The sequence below is a fragment of the Pseudomonas sp. JL2 genome, from assembly GCF_031570495.1.
GTDB classification, from domain to species: domain Bacteria; phylum Pseudomonadota; class Gammaproteobacteria; order Pseudomonadales; family Pseudomonadaceae; genus Aquipseudomonas; species Aquipseudomonas rhizophila.
Map to the genome: position 1 here is coordinate 1 of NZ_JAKUDH010000039.1, position 21,681 is coordinate 21,681.

Sequence of the window (21,681 nt, forward strand, 5' to 3'; positions counted from 1 at the left end):
CGTCATCGCGAGCAGGCTCACTCTCACCTTCGCTCAAGCATGCACTGTCTTCTCGCAACACCCCGACGCCAGTTCCTTGAGAATCGGGCAGTCCGGGCGGTGGTCGCCGTGGCAGTGTTCCACCAGGTCCTGGAGGGTGTCGCGCAGTTCGGCCAGTTCGCGGATTTTCTGGTTCAGTTCGTCGATGTGTTGCCGGGCCAAGGCCTTGACGTCGGCGCTGGCGCGTTGGCGGTCCTGCCAGAGGGTCAGCAATTTGCCGACCTCTTCCAATGAAAACCCAAGGTCCCGGGAGCGCTTGATAAAGGCCAGGGTGTGCAGGTCATCGGCACCGTAGATCCGGTAGCCGCTGTCGGTGCGATGAGCCGCCTTGAGCAGGCCAATGGATTCGTAGTACCGGATCATCTTCGCACTCAGGCCGCTCTGGCGGGCCGCTTGGCCGATGTTCATCGCTTGTCCTCCAGGTGTTTGGGTGTCCAGAGTTTCAACAGTAACGCATTGCTCACCACGCTGACGCTCGACAAGGCCATGGCCGCGCCGGCCAACACCGGGTTGAGGAAGCCGAATGCCGCCAGGGGAATACCGATCAAGTTGTAGACGAATGCCCAGAACAGGTTCTGACGGATCTTGGCGTAGGTCTTGCGGCTGATCTCCAGCGCCGCGGGCACCAGCCGTGGATCGCCGCGCATGAGGGTAATACCGGCGGCGTGCATTGCCACGTCGGTGCCGCCGCCCATGGCAATGCCAATGTCCGCGGCGGCGAGGGCCGGGGCGTCGTTGATACCGTCGCCTACCATGGCCACCACCGCATGGGTCTTCAACTGTTGGACGATGGCGGACTTGTCGGCCGGCAGTACTTCGGCATGAACGTTGGCGATGCCCAATGCCTCGGCCACCACCCGGGCACTGCCGCGGTTGTCGCCAGTCAGCAGGTGGCTGCTGATATGGCGTTCATTCAGGGCGTGTACGGCCGCCAGGGCGCCGGGCTTGAGTGTGTCGCCGAAAGCGAACAGGCCCAGCACCCGTGGCGTTGCGTTTTGCTCAATCAGCCAGGACAGGGTTCGGCCCTCGGTCTCCCAGGCCTGGGCCGACTCGCTCAGCGAACCGGGGGCCAGGCCCAGTTCGTCCAGCAAACGTCGGTTACCGAGGGCCAGACGCTGTCCGTCCAGGCTGCCGGCAATACCGCGTCCGGTCAGCGACTGGCTGTCGTTGATGTCCGGGACAACCAGGCCGCGCTCCGCACACGCATCCAGCACCGCCTTGGCCAGGGGATGTTCGCTGCCGCGTTGCAGGGCGCCGGCCATTTGCAGCAGCTTGTCTTCGTCACCGTCCAGAGCGCTCAAGTGGGCGATGCGTGGTGTGCCGGAAGTCAGGGTTCCGGTCTTGTCGAACACCACGGTGTCGACTTCATGGGCGCGCTCCAAGGCCTCGGCATCCTTGATCAGGATTCCATGGCGGGCAGCCACCCCGGTGCCGGCCATGATTGCCGTGGGTGTCGCCAGACCGAGGGCGCACGGGCAGGCGATCACCAGCACGGCGACAGCGTTGATCAGTGCCGTCTCCAGGGGGGCGCCATACAACCACCAGCCGATCAACGTCGCCAATGCCAGCACCAGCACGACCGGCACGAAGACCTGGCTGACTTTATCCACCAGCTTTTGAATGGGGGCCTTGGCCGCCTGGGCGTCTTCCACCAGGCGGATGATGCGCGCCAGGACGGTTTCCGTGCCCAGGGCCAGGGTGCGCACCAGCAGGCGGCCTTCGCCGTTGATGGCACCGCCCGTCACCTTGTCGCCGGGCTGTTTGGGCACCGGCAGGCTTTCGCCACTGATCAAGGCTTCGTCAGCGTGACTCTGGCCTTCCAGCACTTCGCCATCCACCGGGAAGCGTTCGCCGGGTTTGACCAGCACCCGATCATTCAAGCGCAGGGCGCTGATGGCGACGTCCCGCTCCTGCCCGTCAATGACCTGAATCGCCCGCTCCGGTCGCAAAGCTTCGAGGGCACGGATAGCACTGGCGGTTTGGCGCTTGGCGCGGCTTTCCAGGTATTTGCCGAGCAATACCAGGGCAATCACCACGGCCGAGGCCTCGAAATACAGGTGCGGCATGCTGCCAGGGCGGGCAATGGCCCATTCATAAATGCTCAAGCCATAACCCGCGCTGGTGCCCAGGGCCACCAGCAGATCCATGTTCCCGGCCCCAGCACGCACGGCCTTGTAAGCCGCGATATAGAAACGCGCACCGAAAATGAACTGCACCGGCGTCGCCAAAGCGAATTGAACCCAGGCCGGCAGCATCCAATGCACGCCAAACGGTTGCAAAAGCATGGGCAGCACTAACGGTACGGACAGCAAAATCGCCAGCACCAAGGCCAGGCGCTCGCGATTCAGGCGATTGCTTTGTGCGTCATGGGGTTGCTCGGCCTGCCAGACACTGGCGTCATAACCGGCGCCCTTGACCGCATTGATCAGGGTTTGCGGGTCGACCCGGCCGAGCAAGTCCAGGTGGGCCCGTTCGTTGGCGAGGTTGACGCTGACACGGTTCACCCCGGCGACTTTGCTCAGGGCGCGCTCGACCCGGCCGACGCATGAGGCACAGGTCATTCCCTCGATGGACAGTTCCAGCGTCTGGACGGGGACACTGTAGCCGGCCTGTTCGACGGCCTGCATCAAGGCTGGCAGGCTGCCCTCGGGCGCCTGGATCCGCGCCTGTTCGGTCGCCAGGTTCACGCTGACGGCGCTGGCCCCTGTGACGTTGCTCAAGGCGCGCTCGACCCGCCCGGCGCAGCTGGCACAGGTCATCCCGGCAATCGGCAGATCGAAAAGGGTGGATTCAGACATCGGACAGGCTCCCTGTAGTGAATGACTACAGGATCAACCTTGCCACGCCGGGAAGGTCAAGCGCTAATCCAAACGCTTGCACACACACCTTGTGGGAGCGGGCTTGCTCCCACTTTTTATCTAAGGGGTCAATAACCCAGCTCAGCCGGCTTGAGATACATCCCTTCCTGGGTCATGGCAATGCGGAACTTCAGTATGTCGCCAGCCTTGAGCGTCACATCCTGCGACCCCGGCGCAAGCATGCCCGGGCTGCAGCCCGGCGCCTGGCCTGGCAGCAGCTTCAAGCGCAAGGAGAATTTTCCGGGTGGCAGGTTGAAGGAGGTGCTCTGTTCCTGGAACAAACGCCCCGAGAGCTGATCGCCGATATAGATGCCGATTTCGCAGGAAGTCGGCACTTCCAGGCGCTCGCGGGAAATGATCAGCACGCCGTAGTCTTCGCCGACGGCCAACGCCTGAGGGCTCACCGCTGACAAACCGAGCATGCAAAACAGGCTGAACGCTGACCAGCGCATGGCTGAACCTCCGGTGTGAAATCCTTGATGTGTGCAGCTTGGCCGAGCTTGGCAGCGATTGCCAGCCCGGCAGTTTTCGTCAGAACTTGACCTTTCCATGATGGCAAGCTTGAAACTGCTGGCAACCTCAATCCCAAGGAGTCATCTCATGCAAACATTCAATGTTCAGGGAATGTCCTGCGGTCACTGCGTCAAGGCCATCACCCAGGCTGTGCAGGCCAAGGATCCGGCGGCGCAGGTGCAGATCGATCTGGGCGCCAGGACCGTTCAGGTCCAGAGTTCGTTGTCGGTCGATGCCGTGCTCCAAGCCATTAAAGAGGAGGGGTACGAGGCCAGTCCCGCCTGAGATTTTTTAATAGTTAGCGACCTATCGGAATGTTCAAGAGCGCCCGGCAGGGCTAGACTGTCGGGCTGCTGACTGACGCCTGAACCTGGACGCCCGATGAACTTCCGTACCATTCTGATTCTTGGCGCCTTGAGCGCATTCGGTCCCTTGGCGATCGATTTCTATCTGCCGGCTTTCCCGGCCATGGCGACCGCCTTCGGCACCGACGAAAATCACATCCAACTGACCCTGGCGGCTTATTTCCTCGGATTGTCCATCGGGCAACTGGCTTATGGGCCGGTGGCGGATCGCTTCGGCCGGCGCATTCCATTGCTGACGGGGGTCGGTCTGTTTACCCTGGCTTCTCTGGCCTGTGCCTATGCGCCGAGTCTGGAATGGCTGATCGGTGCCCGTTTCGTCCAGGCCCTGGGCGGATGCGCCGGCATGGTGATTTCCCGGGCGGTGGTCAGCGACAAATGCGACGCGGTGGGCTCGGCCAAGGTGTTCTCGCAACTGATGCTGGTGATGGGGCTGGCGCCGATCCTCGCGCCAATGCTTGGCGGGCTGTTGGTGAACCTGCATGGCTGGCAATCGATCTTCATTGCCCTGACGCTGTTCAGCGCACTGGCGGCGACGGCCGTGGCATTGTGGCTGCCGGAAAGTCTGCCGGCCCATGTGCCGCGTCAACCATTGTCCGGGGCGTTGCGCCAATATGGTCGACTGTTGACCGACACGGTCTACCTCGGGCATGCCTTGACGGGAGGCATCGCTATCGCCGGGATGTTTGCCTACATTGCCGGTTCGCCTTTCGTCTTCATCAAGCTCTACGGTGTGCCGGCCGAACACTTCGGCTGGCTGTTCGGAACCAACGCGGCGGGTTTTATCCTGGTGGCACAGGTCAACGCCCGGTTGTTGTCCAAACGTGGGCCGGCATTCCTGCTGTCGCGCGCGGTGTGGGTCTATCTCGCCGCCGGGCTGTGTTTGTTGGCGGTCAGTTCCTTGCACCCTGAGCGGTTGTGGCCGTTATTGATTCCGCTGTTCATTTGCATCGCCAGCCTGGGTTGCATCCTGCCCAATGCCTCGGCTTGCGCCATGAGTGGACAGGGTGCTCGTGCCGGTAGCGCCTCGGCGATGCTGGGATGCCTGCAGTTTTCGGTGGCCGCCGGTGCCGCCGCATTGGTGGCGGCGCTGCACGATGGCAGTGCCGTGCCGATGGCGATGGTCATCAGCCTTTGCGGGTTATTGGTGGTGGGTGCAGCGATGCTGACCCGCCGCCTGCAACAGGCCCGGACACTGGCACAAGCCAGTGGCCAGGACTGATTCAGCCGGCCGCTCGCTGCTGCTGTTCAGGGTAGCGGTGAGGTGCGTGAATACGCGCTTGCAGGGTGGTGGCGAAAGCCTGGGCCTCGGCCTCGGTGCGGAAGGTCACGACGTGTTGGTCAAGACGCACTTGCCACTGGGATTTTGCCACTTCTTTTATCAGGATCTTCATTGCTGACCTCCTCACGTAAAAGATTGTGCTGCAAAGGCCTCGAGTGTAGACCTGAATACGATCGCAATTGTGACAAGGGTCAATTCTCAGACTGACGGTGCAGGTTTTTTTTGTGGGAGCAAAGCTTGCTCGCGATACGCGACGACTTGGCCTGACGGGGAACCGCGCGACCTTCATCGCGAGCAAGCTTTGCCTCTACGAAAAACGCCCCCTTATCGGTGGTTAGAAACCTTCAAGCACAATCTTGCCTTTGGCTTTTCCGCTTTCCAGCAAGGCATGGGCCCGGCGCAGGTTCTCGGCGTTGATGGTGCCAAAGTGCTCGCCCACGGTGGTTTGCAATGTGCCGGCATCGATTAGCGCGGCGACGCGGTTGAGCAGGTTATGTTGCTCAATCATGTCCGCCGTTTCGAACAGTGAGCGGGTGTACATGAACTCCCAATGCAACGACAGGCTCTTGCGCTTGAGCTTGGTCACATCCAGCGCCTTGGGATCATCGATCAGCGCCAGTTTGCCTTGGGGCGCCAGGGCTTCCACCAATTGATCCAGATGCAGATCGGTGTGGGTCAGGCTGGCGACATGGGTCACCTGAGCCTGGCCTGCCTGCTTTAATACATCGCTCAGCGGATGGCTATGGTCCACGACCAGATCGGCACCCAGGCCTCTTACCCAGTCCTGTGTCTGCGGCCGGGAAGCGCTGCCAATCACTTTCAGTGCGGTGAGCTGGCTGGCCAGTTGCGTCAGTATCGAGCCGACACCTCCCGCAGCGCCGACGATCAACAGGCTTTGCCCCTGATCCTCCTGGCCTTCCTGGATTTGCAGGCGCTCGAACAGCAATTCCCACGCGGTAATGGCCGTCAGCGGCAGGGCAGCGGCTTCGGCGAAACCGAGCGTCTTGGGCATCTGGCCGACGATACGTTCATCCACCACATGCAATTGACTGTTGCCGCCGGCGCGGGCAATGGAGCCGGCGTAGAACACTTTGTCGCCCGCCTTGAACAGCGTGACCTCATTGCCCACCGCCTTGACCACGCCGGCCACGTCCCAACCGAGCACTTTGGCTGCGCCGTCTTCAGGCTGGACGTTCTGGCGAATTTTCGTGTCGACCGGGTTGACCGAAATGGCTTTGACTTCCACCAGCAGGTCCCGAGGGCCGGCGGTGGGTTCCGGCAGTTCAATGTCCTGCAGCGATTGCGGGTCGGTGATCGGTAACGAATGGTAGTAGGCGATGGCTTTCATAGGGCGGCTCCTTGAAGTGAGTTCGATGAAGCCAATGGTTAGCTATTTATCGCCGAGATAAAACCGGCTAAAAGAACAGGCTCTTTCAATGTTTTTTTGATAATGAGGCCATCATGCTTCGATTCGACGACTTGCAGTTGTTCGTCCGGGCCGCAGACCTGGGCAGCCTGTCTGCCGCGGCCAGGGTCATGGACCTGTCGGCGGCGGTGGCCAGCGCCGCATTGAAGCGGATAGAACAACACTTGGGCGCCCGGCTGTTGGCGCGCTCTACCCGCAGTTTGCGCCTGACGGCCGAGGGCGAAGGCTTCCTTGAGTATGCCCGCGCGGCGCTGAGCAGCCTCGACGAAGGACGCAGGTTATTGACCAGCGGCCAGGACCAGGTCAGCGGGGTGTTGCAGTTGTCCGCCCCCTCGGACTTGGGACGCAACCTGCTGCTGCCCTGGCTGGACGCGTTCCAGGAGGAGCATCCGGGGCTGACCGTGCGACTGCTGCTGGGTGATCGCATCGCTGATCTGTTCAAGCAGCCGGTGGACGTCGCGTTGCGTTATGGCGAGCCGGAAGATTCGAGCCTGGTGGCCCTGCCGGTCGCGCCGGATAACCGCCGGGTGCTGTGTGCATCGCCCAGTTACCTGGCTCGGCATGGCGAACCTGTTCAGTTGGAGCAACTGGCCCAGCACAATTGCCTGTTGTACATGCTCGGCACGCGGGTTCATGACCGTTGGCGTTTTCATGACGGCAAACGGGAAATGAGCCTGACCGTCAGCGGCGACCGCTTCAGCGACGATGCCGATGTGGTGCGTCGCTGGGCGGTGGCAGGCGCGGGGATCGCTTACAAGTCCTGGCTGGACGTTTCAACCGATGTGTTGGCCGGACGTTTGAAAATCCTTCTGCCGCATCTGCAATGCGAACGCGCGCCGCTCAATCTGCTGTGTGCTAACCGAGCGCAACTGAGCAAACCCATCAATCTGCTGCGGGAAATGCTCAAGCTGCGTTGTGGCCGGTTGACGGCACAATTTGCCCTCTCGACGGGGGACGACCATTAGTCGCGCGTAAATAGAGACTTTTCCCTCACGAACAATCGCCTCCAAAGGTTTCCGGAGGACAGGAAACCTCGATCCGCACGCTTATACTAGCGGCCGCCTGAAGCGGCGCGCGATTTGCGGCGGTCGAGCCGCTTTGGGCGGCCCCATTGCTGGTCACTAGCGCCAGAGCAGTAGACGAATGATTCAACAGGGAGTGAATACATGGAACATGCACCTTGCATCAGCCAGATCGCCACGCTGCTGGCCGACCCAAAACGCAGCGCAATGATGTGGGCCTTGATGGACGGCACTGCGCGGCAGGCTGAAGAGCTGGCGTTGCTGGCCGGGCTGTCGCCGTCTTCGGCCAGCGCTCATCTGGGCCGTCTGTCCGCCGGTGGCCTGTTGAAAGTCGAAGCCCGTGGCCGCAAACGGTTTTTCCGCCTGGCGGCACCCGAGATCGGCGCTGCCGTCGAAGCGCTGGCCAGCGCGACCCTGGCCAGTACGCCGCGCCAGCTTCCGGAAGTCTTCAAGCGCGGAGTCATGCCGGGCAAGGCCCCGTCGGCTCCCGCTTCGTTGATGCGGGCCAGGCTTTGCGAAGACCATCTGGGTGGCACCCTGGCGGCCGACCTGTATCAGCGCCTGCTGGATGCCGGATGGATCGAGCAGGGCGACCAGCGGGTGATCGTGACTCACAAAGGTGCCAATGAGCTGGCCGGGCACGGCCTGTTCATCCAGGCGCTGGCCCACCGCAACGCCCGCACCGCTTGTGCCTGCCCGGACTGGAGCGAGCGACGTCCGCACCTGGGGGGCGCCTTGGGTGCTGCGTTGCTGCAACTGTTCATGCAGTCCGGTTGGCTGAGCTTGCCCAACGACTCCAGGGCCTTGCAGGTAACGGTGCTTGGCCAGCAGGAAATCCATCGGTTCGCCACGCAGGACACCGTGGAAATGGCGTTCTAGGGCTGCCGACAGGTCGTATTCAGCAATAGCCTCCAGCAAGGTTCGCGCACACTCGAACCTGGGATTTTTTTGGATTGGGGGAAACAGCATGGATACTCACGGCTACAGCGCGGCGGAACGTCTGGAGCGACTGCCCATCAGCGGCTACCACCGGATTATTTTCATCATTATTGCCTTGGCGTTTTTCTTCGACTCCATGGACCTGGCCATGATGACGTTCCTGCTGGGCTCGATCAAAGCCGAGTTTGGCTTAAGCACCGCCCAGGCAGGTTTGCTCGCCAGCTCCAGTTTCTTTGGCATGGTACTGGGAGCATCGCTGTCGGGCATGCTGGCTGATCGGTTCGGGCGCAAGCCGGTGTTCCAGTGGAGCATCGTGTTGTGGGGCGTCGCCAGTTATTTGTGCTCGACCGCCCAGAGCGTCGATTCACTGATGCTGTTCCGCATCCTGCTGGGTATCGGCATGGGCATGGAGTTTCCGATCGCTCAGTCGATGCTCTCGGAACTGATCCCGGCCACACGTCGAGGCCGTTATATCGCGTTGATGGATGGCTTCTGGCCGTTGGGTTTCGTGGCCGCGGGCGTGCTGTCGTATTTCCTGTTGCCGGTGATCGGCTGGCGCGACATCTTCCTGGTGTTGGCGGTGCCGGCGGTGTTCGTCCTGGTCATTCGCTTCTTCATTCCCGAGTCGCCGCGCTGGCTGGAACAGGCCGGCCGGGGGGACGAGGCGGACGCCGTGCTCAAGCGAATCGAAGACAAGGTCCGAGCCTCGTTGGGACGTGGAGAATTGCCTGAACCGATTCGTCTGCCGAGGGGCGAGAGCACGCCGGGCAATTTCTTTTCGGCCCTGGCGCAGATCTGGTCACCGCTGTATCGCCAGCGCACGATGATGATCTGGAGCGTCTGGTTCTTCGCCTTGCTCGGTTTTTATGGCCTGACGTCCTGGCTCAGTGCCTTGTTGCAGCAGTCCGGATTCGCCGTGACCCAGTCGGTGTATTACACCGTGCTGATTTCCTTGGGCGGGATTCCCGGCTTCCTCATGGCGGCGTGGCTGGTGGAGCGCTGGGGACGTAAACCGGTGTGCGTGGTCACGTTGCTGGGTGGCGGGGTGATGGCGTTTCTTTATGGTCAGAGCGCGGTGTTTGGCGGCAACGTGGGCCTGCTCATCGGCACCGGGCTTTTGATGCAGTTCTTCCTGTTCGGCATGTGGGCGGTGCTCTACACCTACACGCCAGAGCTGTACCCCACCTCGGCACGGGCCACGGGCTCGGGTTTTGCCTCGGCTGTCGGTCGCATTGGTTCGCTGCTCGGGCCCCTGGTCACCGGATTGGTGTTTCCCATTACCGGACAGGGCGGTGTGTTCGCCCTGGGCGCGCTGTGCTTCGCCGTGGCGGCGGGGGTGGTCTGGTTGTTTGGCGTGGAGACGCGGGGCAAGACATTGGAGGAGTTGAGCGAGGGTACGGTGGCCGGTTAAACCACTTCACTCTTGTGGGAGCGAGCCTGCTCGCGATGGCGGTAAGTCAGGCGACATCGATGTCGAATGTCATGCTGCTATCGCGAGCAGGCTCGCTCCCACAAGGGGGCATCACCCGTCTTAGGGTTTTACCAGCCGTGCATCCAGGCTGTTCTGCGCCAGGCGTGTGGCCTGGTCCTGGGTCATGCCCAGGTGGGTGTGCAGCGCGTGGAAGTTTTCGGTGACGTAGCCGCCGAAGTACGCCGGGTCATCGGAGTTGACCGTCACCTTCACACCGCGTTCGAGCATGTCGAGGATGTTGTGTTGCGACATGTCGTCGAACACACACAACTTGGTGTTGGACAACGGGCAGACCGTCAGCGGGATCTGTTCGTCGATGATCCGCTGCATCAGTCGTTCATCTTCAATGGCCCGCACGCCGTGGTCGATGCGCTGGATCTTCAACAGGTCCAGGGCTTGCCAGATGTACTCGGGCGGGCCTTCTTCACCGGCGTGGGCAACGGTCAGGAAGCCCTCGTTGCGTGCACGGTCGAATACCCGCTGGAACTTGCTCGGCGGGTGACCCATTTCCGAACTGTCCAGACCCACGGCCACGAACGCATCGCGGAACGGCAGCGCTTGGTCGAGGGTTTTCTCGGCCTGTTCTTCGCTCAGGTGGCGCAGGAAACTCAGGATCAGGCCGCTGGTGATGCCCAGTTGCTGTTCACCGTCCTTGAGGGCCGCGGCGATGCCGTTGAGCACCACTTCGAACGGGACACCACGGTCGGTGTGAGTCTGCGGGTCGAAGAACGGTTCGGTGTGAATCACGTTCTGCGCCTTGCAGCGCAACAGGTAGGCCCAGGTCAGGTCGTAGAAATCCTGGGAGGTGCGCAACACGTCGGCGCCCTGGTAATACAGGTCGAGGAATTCCTGCAGATTGTTGAAGGCATAGGCCTTGCGCAGGGTGTCCACGTCGCTCCACGGCAGGGCGATCTTGTTGCGTTCGGCCAGGGCGAACAGCAGCTCGGGCTCCAGCGAGCCTTCCAGATGCAAATGCAGTTCAGCCTTGGGCAAGGCGTTCAGCCAGTCGTACATGTTCTTTTCTCATCAGCGAATCGATGGCAGGCATTCTACAGGGGCTGGCCGCAATGTCTGGTAAAACCTGACCGGCTGATCCACTACACCGCCTGTTGCTCCCGCCGATAAGCATAGGTGTCAGCGAAGCGTGACAGCAGGAATTCGGCGCAGGTGGTGGTCGGGTACTTCGGTGGGTGGCCCTCATCCTGACAACCGGGCAGGCATTGGATCTGCGTGTCGGGGTGCGGCTCGGCAAAGAACGGCATCGAGTAGCGGTCTACCCCCAGCGGGCTGATCACCCGGTGGGGGGTGGACAGGTAACGGTCGTTGCTCCAGCGCGCCATCATGTCGCCGAGGTTGACCACGAACGTGCCGTCGATGGGCGGCGCGTCGATCCATTGGCCGTTGACGTTGCGCACTTGCAGGCCACCAGCGGCGTCCTGGTAGAGCAGGGTGATGCAGCCGTAATCGGTATGGGCGCCGGCACCTTCCTGTTCGGCAGAGCTGGCGGTGTGACGCGGCGGATAGTGAATCAGGCGCAGCACGCTCACAGGCTCGGTGAAGCGCGTGTCGAAGAAGTCCCGCTCGATGCCGAGCGCCAGGGTCATGGCGCGCAGCAGGGTTTGGGCAAGGGCCTGCATGTCGCGGTAATGCTGCTCCATCAGGGGTTCCCAGCCCGCCAGGTCCGGGTGTTGGTTAGGACCGCGCAGAGGCTTGTGCGCCAGCACGTCGGGATGATCGGCCGGCAAGTGCAGGCCCATGTCGAAGGTTTCTTTCAGGTCGCTGGGTTTGGTCGGGTCCAGTTGTTCGGTGGCGACGGCGCCGTAGCCGCGATGATGGCGGGTCTGGGTGATGTCGATCCTGAGTTTTTCTTCTACCGGCAGCCTGAAGAAGCGTTGGGCATGGTCCAGGACTTCGGTGATGCGAGCCGGGCTGATGGGGTGACCCTTGATGTAGAAAAAGCCCCACTGGCGGCAGGCCTGGTCGATCTGGTTGGCGACCGATTGCCAGGCGCTGGGGCTATCGCCGTAGAGCGGGCTGATGTCGATGATGGGAAGGCTGTTCATGCGGCTTTCCTGATTGTGTGTGGGGGCCGATGTGGGAGCGAGCCTGCTCGCGATAGCGATTTGTCTGTCGACATCAACGTTGAATGTCAGTCCGCTATCGCGAGCAGGCTCGCTCCCACAGGGTTTTGTGTTGACTCGTCAGTTATTTGGGAATTTCAGCCTTCATACCTTCGACGTAGTAATTCATCGACGCCAGTTGCGCATTGGTAGCGCTCATGCCCGCCGGGATTTTCTCGACGCCGGCCTGGTCCTTGATCGGCCCGGTGAACGGATGGAAAGCACCGCTCTGGATGTCGGCGATGATCTGCTCGGCTTCGCCTTTGACCGCCGCTGGCACCAGGTCGCTGATCGGCAGTTTCACCGTGCCTTCCTTCAGGCCGCCCCAGTAGTCCTGGGATTTCCAGCTATGGTCGAGCACGCTTTGGGTGGCCTGGATATAGTGCGGGCCCCAGTCGTTGACAATCGAGGTCAGCACCGCCTTGGGACCGAAGTGGGCCATGTCCGAAGCGTAGCCGACGGCGTATACGCCGCGCCGCTCGGCGGCCTGGATCGGCGCCGGGCTGTCGGTGTGCTGGAACACCACATCCACGCCCTGGTCGATCAGTGCGTTGGCGGCATCGGCTTCCTTGCCCGGATCGAACCAGGAGTTGACCCACACCACTTTGATTTCGGTGCCGGGGTTGTATTTGTTGAGGGCCAGTTGGATGGCGTTGATGTCGCGGATCACTTCCGGGATCGGGAAGGAGGCGACGTAGCCGATCTTTTTGGTCTTGGTCATCTTGGCCGCGAGGAAACCGCCGACGTAGCGGCCTTCGTAGGTGCGAGCCAGGTACGTGCCCAGGTTCTTGTCCTGCTTGTAGCCGGTGGCGTGTTCGAAGGTCACTTTGGGGAATTGCTTGGCGACCTTCAGTGTCGGGTTCATGTAGCCGAAGGACGTGGTGAAGATCAGGTCGTACTTGTCCTTGGCCATGTTGCGGATCACCCGCTCGGCGTCGGCGCCTTCGGGCACGTTTTCCACGTAGTTGGTGGTGATTCGGTCGCCGAGTTTCGCCACCAGTTCCTTGCGTCCCTGTTCATGCTGGTAGGTCCAGCCGTGGTCACCGATGGGGCCGATATAGACGAAACCGACCTTCAGCGGGTCGGCAGCGCTGGCATTCAGGCCGGCGCTCAGACCGACAGTCGCAGCGACGGCGCAAAGCAACATCTTCAAGGGACGCTTGTGCATGAACTCGAACTCCATTTTGTTGTGAGGTTGGCTGAACAGCGCTAATGCAAAATGCTGACCAATAGGACAACAAAATCTGTGATCTTTTCGAGGCAGCCATCGCGAGCAAGCTCGCTCCCACAAGGACAACGCAATACCTGTGGGAGCGAGCTTGCTCGCGATGAGGTCCTTGAGATCGATAAAGGTGCACCTGCCACCCACTCGCCACTCCCTGGTGCGTCACTTCGCCCGAACGTTCGCCGCCCCCTACAGTCAGTAGCTCATGACCCCGCCCACGGTGATAGGCCCGCGATGCTGACTTTGATCAAGCAAGAAAAACTGCTGTTGCTGGCGCTGATCGCTGCGGTGCTCGCCTATCCGCTGGAACACAGGCTGTTGGGCAGCGGACAGATCGTGGCGTTGCTCGGCGGTTTGGTCCTGATCGGCTTTATCGTCGCGGCTTCCATGCGTGTGGCCCATCACGCCGAGCTGCTGGCAGAGAAGGTCGGCGATCCCTACGGCACGATGATCCTGACCCTGTCGGCGGTGCTGGTAGAAGTGGTGATCCTGGCGATCATGATGAGCAACGAAGCCTCGCCAACGCTGGTGCGCGACACCATCTATTCTGCGGTGATGCTCGATATCAACGGCATTCTTGGCCTTGCGGCGCTGATGGGCGGAATCAAGCATGGCGAGCAGGCTTACAACGATGATTCGGCGCGCACCTACAGCGTGATGATCCTCACCGCCATGGGCGTGTCGATGGTGGTGCCGGAGTTCATTCCCCAAGAGAGCTGGAAGCTCTATTCGGCATTCACCATCGGCGCGATGATCGTGCTGTACACCCTGTTCCTGCGCATGCAGGTGGGGCCTCACAGTTACTTTTTCAGCTACAGCTACCCGGAAAAACGCCGTCGGAAAGAGCCGGTGGAAAACCAGCCGAAACCCATCAGCCTGACGTTCTCCATCGCGGCGCTGGTGTTTGGCGTCGTAGTGATCGGAGCGTTGGCCGAGGTCATGTCCAAAGCCATCGACCTAGGGCTGGAAGGTTCAGGGGCGCCGCCGGTGGTTACGGCGATTCTGGTGGCTGCCATTTCCGCGGCACCGGAAATCCTCACCGCCTTGCGCGCGGCGTTGGCCAACCGTATGCAGTCGGTGGTGAATATCGCCTTGGGGGCTTCGCTGTCCACCGTGATCCTCACGGTGCCGGTGATGGAAGCGATGGCGCTCTACACCGGCCAGCCGTTCCAGATGGCAATGACCCCGGTGCAGACGGTGATGATCTTCATCACCTTGATCGTCTGCGCCATCAACCTCAACGATGGGGAAACCAATGCCATTGAAGGCATGACCCATTTTGTGTTGTTCGCGACGTTTATCATGTTGTCGTTGCTGGGACTCTAGAAGAGCATCGCGGGCAAGCCTGCTCCCACTGGTCTCACGGCAAGGCTGCTTCATAAACATCCACCCTTGATGTGGGAGCAAGGCTTGCCCGCGATAGCGTCCGGTCAGGCGCCGGCGATCAACTCCCGTGCCGCCTGGCTGTGATCAGCAATCAACCCCTTCAGGTCCAACCCTTCGACCTGTCCGTCGATGACCCGCCATTGCCCACCGACCATCACCCGGTCCGCCCGGTCCGCGCCGCACAGTAGCAGGGCCGAAACTGGATCGTGACTGCCGGAGAAGCGCAGTTCGTCGAGTTTGAACAGCGCCAAGTCAGCCTGTTTGCCCACCGCCAGCTCACCGATATCGCTGCGCCCCAGCAGTTGTGCCGAACCGCGGGTCGCCCAGCCCAGCACTCGCTGCGGGGTGATCGCCTGCGCGCCATAGCGCAGGCGCTGAATGTACAACGCCTGGCGGGTTTCCAGGATCATGTTCGAGGCATCGTTGGAGGCCGAGCCGTCCACACCCAGGCCCAGCGGTGCGCCGGCGGCGGTGAGTTCCAGGGTAGGGCAGATGCCCGAGGCCAGGCGCATGTTGGAGCTTGGGCAATGGCAGATGCCGGTGCCGGCGGCGCCGAGACGGGTGATTTCCTCAGGATTGAAATGAATGCCGTGGGCCAGCCAGGTGCGCGGGCCGAGCCAGCCGACGCTGTCCAGGTAGTCCACGGTGCGCAGGCCGAAGCGTTGCAGGCAGAAGTCCTCTTCGTCGAGGGTTTCGGCCAGGTGAGTGTGCAGGCGTACCTCGAGTTTCTCCGCCAGCTCGGCGCTGGCGCGCATGATTTCAGGCGTGACCGAAAACGGTGAACAAGGCGCCAGGGCAATCTGGATTTGCGCACCGTCGCCGCGCTCATGGTATTGGCTGATCAACCGCAGGCTGTCCTCGAGAATCACGTGGCCCTGCTGCACGGTCTGTTGTGGCGGCAAGCCACCATCGGCTTCGCCCAGGCTCATGGAACCGCGGGTCAGCATCGCGCGCATGCCCAGTTCACGGACACTTTGCACCTGCACATCGATGGCATTTTCCAAGCCGTCGGGGAACAGGTAATGGTGATCGGCCGCTGTGGTGCAGCCTGAAAGCAACAGTTCGGCCAGCGCCACTTTGCTCGCCAGAGCGAGCTTTTCCGGTGTCAACCGCGCCCATACCGGGTAGAGGGTTTTCAGCCACGGGAACAGGGGCTGGTTCACCACCGGTGCCCAGGCGCGAGTCAGGGTCTGGTAGAAATGATGATGGGTGTTGATCAGCCCCGGCAGGATCACATGTTCGCCGGCGTCGAAGACTGTGTCGCAGGGCTGGGCGGGTTGCTGGCCGGCCCTCAGCAATTCGACGATCACGCCGTTTTGCAGGACAAGACCGCCACGGGCATCGAGGTCGTTGGCCGTGAAGATGGCGAGGGGATTTTTTAACCAGGTACGGGTCGCAGGCATGGTGGCCGGCTCCTCTGAAAGTGGGTTCAGGTTAGCCAGCTCAGTGATGCCCTGTCTGCTGATCCAGGGTCGCCCGTTGGGTAGGGCGAGGTGCTGAGTTTACTCAGGTTGCGGGGCACATTTCCAGAGTTGAACGGGAGCCATGTGGGAGCGAGCCTGCTCGCGATAGCGGTGTGTCAGTCGACATCATGGTGAATGTCAGGCCGCAATCGCGAGCAGGCTCGCTCCCACAGGGGGAAGGCTTGGGTTACCAGGGAATCGTCTCGCCCTTGTAGTTGACGAAATGATGCCCACCCTTGCCGGCAAAGGCATNTGGTGAATGTCAGGCCGCAATCGCGAGCAGGCTCGCTCCCACAGGGGGAAGGCTTGGGTTACCAGGGAATCGTCTCGCCCTTGTAGTTGACGAAATGATGCCCACCCTTGCCGGCAAAGGCATTGACCTGATCAATCAGGCCGCGGGTGCTGGTCTCGACATCAATGTCCGCCCCTTCGCCACCCATGTCGGTCTTCACCCAGCCCGGGTGCAGCGACAGAACCGTCAATGTCTGCTCGCCCAATTGAGTGACAAAACTATTGGTCATCGAATTGAGCGCCGCCTTGCTGGCCTTGTACAGCGCCAGTTCCGGGGCGTCAGGCATGGTCACGCTGCCCAGCACGGAGCTCATGAATGCCAGCACGCCACTGCCGTCGCGGATCTGACCGACGAAACGCTGGGCCAGATTGATCGGTGCCACGGCGTTGGTGAAGAACAACTGGCCGACTTCGGCCAGCGTCGCACCGCCGGGGCTCTGGTTGTCAGGGCCTTTGACGCCGGCATTGACGAACAACAGGTCGAAGGTTTCGTCCTTGAGTTGCTGGCTCAGGGTGATGACGGCTTGCTGGTCGTCCATGTCGAGCTTTTCGATCCGCACTGGGCCCAGTGCCTTCAACGCCTCGGCGTTCTGCGGGTTGCGCACGGTGGCGGTCACGCTCCAGCCATCGCTGAGCAGCGTCTTCACCAGGCCGAGGCCCAGGCCCCGGGAGGCGCCAATGATCAATGCGTTTTTTGCCGAATTCATGAGGAGCATCCTTGATGAAAAAAGGTCACGGATTTAATGGACAGCGTTGCCCGAGCCGTTGTTTCAGCTCATGGCGCAACGCGTCGAGTTCGGTCATACGGGTTTCGATCAGGTTCAGTTTGTCTTGCAGCAATTGCGTCACGGCGCAGTCAGGGTCCTGCGCCTGCCACAGGGCGGCGACGCTGGCGCCGATCTCGCCCAGGGTAAAACCCAGGCGCTGGGCGGTCTTGATGTAGAGCACCAGTTGCACCATGTCGGCGGGGTAGTGGCGATAGCCATTGGCGCTGCGCTGCGCCGCGATCAGGCCGCGCTGCTCGTAGAAGCGCAGGGTGTCACGGCTGACGGCACAGGCTTGGGCGAGTTCACCGATGCGCATGGTGGGTCTCCGAAGGGCTTGACCTTGGAGCATACCCCAGGCTTTAGGCTCTTTGCTTCCCAATTATCTGGAGCAAGGTGTATGTGGACTTTGATGCAATATCGCCGGGTGGTGCGCGGCAGTGCCTGGTATGACCTCATCGTGTCGGCCGTGCTGGCCACGCCGTGGAGCTTTGCGGCGTTGCATGGTGTGTTGATGAGTATGACTCAGCTATTTGACCTGCCTGGAGAACTGCCGCCGTTCGCGCCGGCGCATGTGCTGATGGTGAATCTGCTGGGCTCGATTGTCTGCGTGTGGGCGGTGCTGCGGATTCGTGATCCGCAGCCGCTGTACGGGCGTTATGACGCGGCGGGGCGGTTTTTGTTTTCGGCCTGGATCCTGTATGCACTGCTTCATGGGGCCAGTGCGGTGTTGTGGGTTTTCCTGTTTTTCGAGTTGGTGTGGGGCTTGGTTCAGGTATTGCCTGTTCGGGCCTCATCGCGAGCAGGCTCGCTCCCACAGGGAGAGATGGGGCGAGCCTGAAACTGACGGTCACCCCGATCAAATGTGGGAGCGAGCCTGCTCGCGATAGGCGCGCCGCCGTCTACCTCAATGCCCTGCCTGCCAAGGCTGTCCCAGCGACACCGGCGCGTACAGCCGCGTGCGCACCGCGTCCCGGGACAGCAACACCAACACCACAATGGTCGCGACGTACGGCAGCATCGCCAGCAAGCTCGATGGAATCGCCAGCCCCAAGCCCTGGGCCACCAGGTGCAGGATGCTGGCGAGGCCGAACAGGTAGGCGCCCAGCAGCAGGCGCCAGACTCGCCAACTGGCGAACACTACCAGCGCCAGGGCGATCCAGCCGCGCCCGGCGCTCATGTTTTCGGCCCACATCGGCGTGTAAGCCAGCGACAGATAGGCACCCGCCAGCCCGGCCATGGCACCGCCGAACAGCACCGCCAGGGTCCGCACCCGCAACACCGGCAGGCCCATGGCACTGGCGGCATCGGGATTTTCCCCCACCGCCTGGATAATCAGCCCAACGCGACTTTTCACAATCACCCAGGCCACCAGGGCGAACAGTGCAAAAGACAGGTACACCAGCAGATCCTGGGCAAACAGCATCCGCCCGATCAACGGGATGTCGCTCAAGTAGGGAATCGCCAGCGGCTCGAACCCCGCCAGCGGCTTGCCGACCCAGGCCGCGCCGACAAAACTCGATAGCCCCACGCCGAAAATCGTCAGCGCCAACCCGGTGGCCACTTGATTGGCATTGAACACCAGCGCTACCAACGCGAACAGCGCCGACAACAGCATCCCGGCGGCCATCGCCAGCAGCACGCCAAGCCACAGGTTGCCGCTGTTGAACGCGACGATAAAACCGATCACCGCGCCGAACAGCATCATGCCTTCCTGGCCCAGGTTCAAAACACCACTTTTCTCGCAGATCAGCTCACCCAGAGCCACCAGCAGCAACGGTGTGCCGCAACGGATCATGGCGTAGAAAATATTGCTCAACAGGTCGATATCCATCACAGCGCTCCTGCCTGTACGGCGGTGGTCCGGGTGCGCCGGGCCCAGCGCAGGTTCAGGCGCGGCCGATACAGGATCAGTACGTCGCAGGCCAACAGGAAAAACAGCATCATGCCCTGGAACAGCTGGGTGATTGCCTGGGGAAGGTTCAGCGACATCTGCGCGCTTTCGCCGCCGATGTACAACAAGGCCATCAACAGGCTGGCGAACAGAATGCCGATGGGATTCAGACGTCCCAGGAACGCCACGGTAATCGCCGCATAGCCGTAGCCCGGTGACACTTGCGGCACCAGTTGGCCGATTGGCCCGGTCACTTCGCAGACACCGGCGAGCCCGGCCAGTGCACCGCTGATCAACAGCGCCAACCACACCAACGGCTTCTGGCGAAAGCCGGCGAAGCCGGCGGCCCGAGCGTCCAGGCCCAGCACTTTGATCTGAAACCCGACAAAACTTTTCTGCAGCAACACCCAGACCGCCACCAGTGCCAGTAGGGCGAAATACAACCCGGCATGAAGCCGCCCGTCTTCCACCAGCAATGGCAGGCGACTGGCATCGCCGAACATCGCCGACTCCGGAAAGTTGAACCCGGCCGGGTCTTTCAGCGGTCCGTGAACGCAGAACAGCAGCAGGTTAAGTGCGATGTAATTGAGCATGATGCTGGTCAGGATTTCATTGGCATTGAAGCGCGTGCGTAGCCACGCCGTGAGCCCGGCCCAGGCGGCACCGGCGAGGGTGCCGGTCAGCAGAATCAGCACCAGTGCCCAGCGGCTTTGCATGCCGATGATGTTCACCGCGACGGCGCTGCCGGCCAGGGCGCCCAATAGCAATTGTCCCTCGGCGCCAATGTTCCAGATTCGTGCCTGGTAGGCCACCGCCAGGCCGAGGGCGCAGAGCAGGATCGGCAAGGCTTTGACCAGCCATTCGGACACACCGTATAGATCACTGATCGGGGCTATCAACAAGGTGTACAAGGTTTGCAACGGATCATGCCCCAGGACGGCGAACAGCAGCGAGCCACAGCCCAGGGTCAATACGGCGGCCAGCAGCGGCGAGCACCAGAGCATCAGGCGCGATTGTTGGCCGCGGGGTTCAAGAGACAGCAGCATAAAAACTCCGTTAGACCGTCGCGGGATCAGGGGATTGAGGGGCGTCGAACTGGCCGGCCATCCAGCCGCCGACGTCGCTAAGCCGGGTTTGGACAGTGGGCCTCAAGGCGGACAAACGCCCGCCACACAAAGCGCCGAGGCGGTCGCTGATCTGGAACAGTTCGTCGAGGTCTTCGGAGATCACCAGGATGGCGGCACCCGCATCGCGCAAGGCAATCAGGGCCCTGTGGATGGTCGCCGCTGCGCCGACGTCTACGCCCCAGGTCGGATGCGCCGCCACCAGCAGCCTGGGCTGTTGAAGGATTTCCCGACCGAGGATGAATTTTTGCAGGTTGCCCCCCGAGAGGCTGCGCGCCGGGGTTCTGGTGTCGGGCGTCTTCACCCCAAAACGACGGATAATCTCCTCGGCCAGGTGCTCGACCTTGCGCCGTTGAATCAGGCCGCAACGGATCAGTCCTTGTTGGAAGGCGCTGAGCAGGGCGTTATCCGCCAGGCTCAATTGCGGCACGGCGCCGTGGCCCAGGCGTTCGGCTGGAACAAATGCCAGCCCGAGGCGGCGCCGGGCATTGGGGCGCAGATGCGCCACCGGTTGCCCATCGAACCTGATCGTCTCGCCTTTGTGGCGGGGCAGTTGCGTTTCACCGCTGAGTAATGCCAGCCACTCGTCCTGCCCATTCCCCGCCACTCCGGCGATACCGACGATTTCGCCGCTGCGTACCTCAAGGTCTATATCCCGTAACGAGCAACCGAACGGGTCTGGGTTTGGCCATGACAGTTTGTGGATCTCAAGGAACGCTTTGTCTGCGCTGACCTTGGGATAGTCCGCGATCAGCCCGGCCGCTTCGCCGACCATCAACTGCGCCAGTTCCCGGTCCGAGCACTGCGCTGGTGTGCAATGCCCTGACACCCGTCCGCCGCGCAGCACCGTCGCGCTGTGGCACAACGCGCGGACCTCGCCCAACTTGTGGCTGATGAACAAAATGCTGCAGCCTTCGCTCGCCAGACGCCGCAGGGTCACGAACAGTTCTTCGGCTTCCTGGGGCGTCAGCACCGAGGTGGGTTCATCGAGAATCAGCAGACGGATGTCCTGCATCAAGCAACGAATGATCTCCACCCGTTGACGTTCGCCAATCGACAGGCTGTGGACCAACCGCTGCGGCTCCAGGGCCATGCCGTAGCGTTGGGAAACTTCGCGGATTCGCGGCTCCAGTTGCGCCGGTGTGCCGGCTGCCGCGCCCATGGCCAGGGCGATGTTCTGCGCCACGGTAAGGGTTTCAAACAGCGAGAAATGCTGGAACACCATACCGATGCCCAGGCTGCGGGCCTGGGCCGGGTTGCGCAGGTCGACCCGTTGGCCTTGCCAGATCACCTCGCCCGAATCGGCGTGGGTAACGCCGTAGATAATCTTCATCAGGGTGCTTTTGCCAGCACCGTTTTCGCCGAGCAGCGCGTGGATCTCGCCGGGCTGGATACTCAGGTCGATGGCGTCATTGGCCAGGCAACCTGGGTAGCGTTTGCTGATCTTGCGCAATTGCAGGCGCGGGATGGAATCGAGGTCGGACATGACAGGCTCGGGTCAG

21 protein-coding genes are annotated in these 21,681 nt (G+C 61.8%); 7 read left to right on the top strand and 14 right to left on the bottom strand.

Annotation, left to right across the window (positions count from 1 at the left end):
* Positions 1-33: 33 nt before the first annotated feature.
* The 3 genes from cueR to MKS85_RS27885 form a co-directional block, all read right to left on the bottom strand.
* The gene (gene cueR / locus MKS85_RS27875; protein ID WP_047227412.1) at positions 34-447 is read right to left on the bottom strand and encodes a Cu(I)-responsive transcriptional regulator; all 414 of its coding nucleotides are present in this window, start codon (positions 445-447) and stop codon (positions 34-36) included.
* The gene (locus MKS85_RS27880) at positions 444-2,837 is read right to left on the bottom strand and encodes a heavy metal translocating P-type ATPase (RefSeq protein ID WP_188252469.1); all 2,394 of its coding nucleotides are present in this window, start codon (positions 2,835-2,837) and stop codon (positions 444-446) included. The genes cueR and MKS85_RS27880 overlap by 4 nt, the downstream gene beginning before the upstream one ends.
* Positions 2,838-2,965: 128 nt before the next feature.
* Positions 2,966-3,349, bottom strand: coding sequence for a hypothetical protein (locus MKS85_RS27885; RefSeq protein ID WP_047227414.1), 384 nt, complete (start codon positions 3,347-3,349; stop codon positions 2,966-2,968).
* 148 nt (positions 3,350-3,497) lie between these two features.
* On the opposite strand from MKS85_RS27885, the gene MKS85_RS27890 reads away from it, so the two are divergent.
* Positions 3,498-3,695 carry a heavy-metal-associated domain-containing protein gene (locus MKS85_RS27890; protein WP_047227415.1) on the top strand — a complete coding sequence of 66 codons (198 nt, stop codon included), beginning with the start codon at positions 3,498-3,500 and terminating at the stop codon, positions 3,693-3,695.
* A gap of 96 nt (positions 3,696-3,791) precedes the next feature.
* A complete protein-coding gene (locus MKS85_RS27895) occupies positions 3,792-4,994 on the top strand; it encodes a multidrug effflux MFS transporter (RefSeq protein ID WP_076382806.1) in 1,203 nt (400 codons plus the stop codon).
* Between the two features lies 1 nt (position 4,995).
* On the opposite strand, the gene MKS85_RS27900 is transcribed toward MKS85_RS27895, so the two are convergent.
* Both MKS85_RS27900 and MKS85_RS27905 read right to left on the bottom strand, forming a co-directional pair.
* Positions 4,996-5,166 (bottom strand): hypothetical protein, encoded by a 171-nt coding sequence (locus tag MKS85_RS27900; protein WP_171061426.1) that lies wholly within the window; start codon positions 5,164-5,166, stop codon positions 4,996-4,998.
* A gap of 222 nt (positions 5,167-5,388) precedes the next feature.
* Positions 5,389-6,402, bottom strand: coding sequence for a zinc-binding alcohol dehydrogenase family protein (locus MKS85_RS27905; protein ID WP_047227417.1), 1,014 nt, complete (start codon positions 6,400-6,402; stop codon positions 5,389-5,391).
* Positions 6,403-6,515: 113 nt separating this feature from the next.
* Here MKS85_RS27905 and MKS85_RS27910 point away from each other — a divergent pair, with 113 nt between their 5' ends.
* From MKS85_RS27910 to MKS85_RS27920, 3 genes are all read left to right on the top strand, one after another.
* Entirely contained in the window at positions 6,516-7,445 is a 930-nt protein-coding gene (locus MKS85_RS27910; protein WP_188252468.1) for a LysR family transcriptional regulator, read from the top strand.
* Between the two features lie 201 nt (positions 7,446-7,646).
* Positions 7,647-8,381 carry a helix-turn-helix transcriptional regulator gene (locus tag MKS85_RS27915; RefSeq protein WP_047227419.1) on the top strand — a complete coding sequence of 245 codons (735 nt, stop codon included), beginning with the start codon at positions 7,647-7,649 and terminating at the stop codon, positions 8,379-8,381.
* 88 nt (positions 8,382-8,469) lie between these two features.
* On the top strand, positions 8,470-9,852 hold the full coding sequence (locus MKS85_RS27920; RefSeq protein WP_139051239.1) for an MFS transporter: 1,383 nt from the start codon (positions 8,470-8,472) through the stop codon (positions 9,850-9,852).
* A gap of 120 nt (positions 9,853-9,972) precedes the next feature.
* Here MKS85_RS27920 and MKS85_RS27925 read toward each other — a convergent pair whose 3' ends face one another.
* From MKS85_RS27925 to MKS85_RS27935, 3 genes are all read right to left on the bottom strand, one after another.
* Positions 9,973-10,926, bottom strand: a complete 954-nt coding sequence (locus tag MKS85_RS27925; protein ID WP_076386484.1) for an adenosine deaminase — start codon at positions 10,924-10,926, stop codon at positions 9,973-9,975.
* 83 nt (positions 10,927-11,009) lie between these two features.
* Positions 11,010-11,975 (bottom strand): 2-oxoglutarate and iron-dependent oxygenase domain-containing protein, encoded by a 966-nt coding sequence (locus MKS85_RS27930; RefSeq protein WP_188252467.1) that lies wholly within the window; start codon positions 11,973-11,975, stop codon positions 11,010-11,012.
* Positions 11,976-12,117: 142 nt separating this feature from the next.
* A complete protein-coding gene (locus MKS85_RS27935) occupies positions 12,118-13,200 on the bottom strand; it encodes a BMP family ABC transporter substrate-binding protein (RefSeq protein WP_188252466.1) in 1,083 nt (360 codons plus the stop codon).
* Positions 13,201-13,491: 291 nt separating this feature from the next.
* On the opposite strand from MKS85_RS27935, the gene MKS85_RS27940 reads away from it, so the two are divergent.
* Entirely contained in the window at positions 13,492-14,583 is a 1,092-nt protein-coding gene (locus MKS85_RS27940) for a calcium:proton antiporter (RefSeq protein WP_188252465.1), read from the top strand.
* 104 nt (positions 14,584-14,687) lie between these two features.
* Here the strand turns inward: MKS85_RS27940 and MKS85_RS27945 are convergent, their stop codons facing one another.
* From MKS85_RS27945 to MKS85_RS27955, 3 genes are all read right to left on the bottom strand, one after another.
* Positions 14,688-16,046, bottom strand: a complete 1,359-nt coding sequence (locus tag MKS85_RS27945) for an 8-oxoguanine deaminase (protein ID WP_188252464.1) — start codon at positions 16,044-16,046, stop codon at positions 14,688-14,690.
* Positions 16,047-16,417: 371 nt separating this feature from the next.
* Positions 16,418-17,104 (bottom strand): SDR family oxidoreductase, encoded by a 687-nt coding sequence (locus MKS85_RS27950; RefSeq protein WP_047227426.1) that lies wholly within the window; start codon positions 17,102-17,104, stop codon positions 16,418-16,420.
* Between the two features lie 25 nt (positions 17,105-17,129).
* Positions 17,130-17,480 (bottom strand): MerR family transcriptional regulator, encoded by a 351-nt coding sequence (locus tag MKS85_RS27955; protein WP_047227427.1) that lies wholly within the window; start codon positions 17,478-17,480, stop codon positions 17,130-17,132.
* An 81-nt stretch (positions 17,481-17,561) separates the two neighbouring features.
* On the opposite strand from MKS85_RS27955, the gene MKS85_RS27960 reads away from it, so the two are divergent.
* Positions 17,562-18,002 carry a hypothetical protein gene (locus tag MKS85_RS27960; RefSeq protein ID WP_188252463.1) on the top strand — a complete coding sequence of 147 codons (441 nt, stop codon included), beginning with the start codon at positions 17,562-17,564 and terminating at the stop codon, positions 18,000-18,002.
* 66 nt (positions 18,003-18,068) lie between these two features.
* Here MKS85_RS27960 and MKS85_RS27965 read toward each other — a convergent pair whose 3' ends face one another.
* The 3 genes from MKS85_RS27965 to MKS85_RS27975 are packed head-to-tail and all read right to left on the bottom strand — an operon-like array spanning position 18,069 to position 21,665.
* Positions 18,069-18,995: an ABC transporter permease gene (locus MKS85_RS27965; RefSeq protein ID WP_047227429.1), complete on the bottom strand. Its 927-nt coding sequence runs from the start codon at positions 18,993-18,995 to the stop codon at positions 18,069-18,071.
* Complete coding sequence (locus MKS85_RS27970) at positions 18,995-20,101, bottom strand: ABC transporter permease (protein WP_047227430.1); 1,107 nt, start codon at positions 20,099-20,101, stop codon at positions 18,995-18,997. Before MKS85_RS27970 ends, MKS85_RS27965 begins: the two co-directional genes overlap by 1 nt.
* Before the next feature lie 10 nt (positions 20,102-20,111).
* Positions 20,112-21,665 carry an ABC transporter ATP-binding protein gene (locus tag MKS85_RS27975; RefSeq protein WP_188252462.1) on the bottom strand — a complete coding sequence of 518 codons (1,554 nt, stop codon included), beginning with the start codon at positions 21,663-21,665 and terminating at the stop codon, positions 20,112-20,114.
* Positions 21,666-21,681 lie beyond the last annotated feature (16 nt).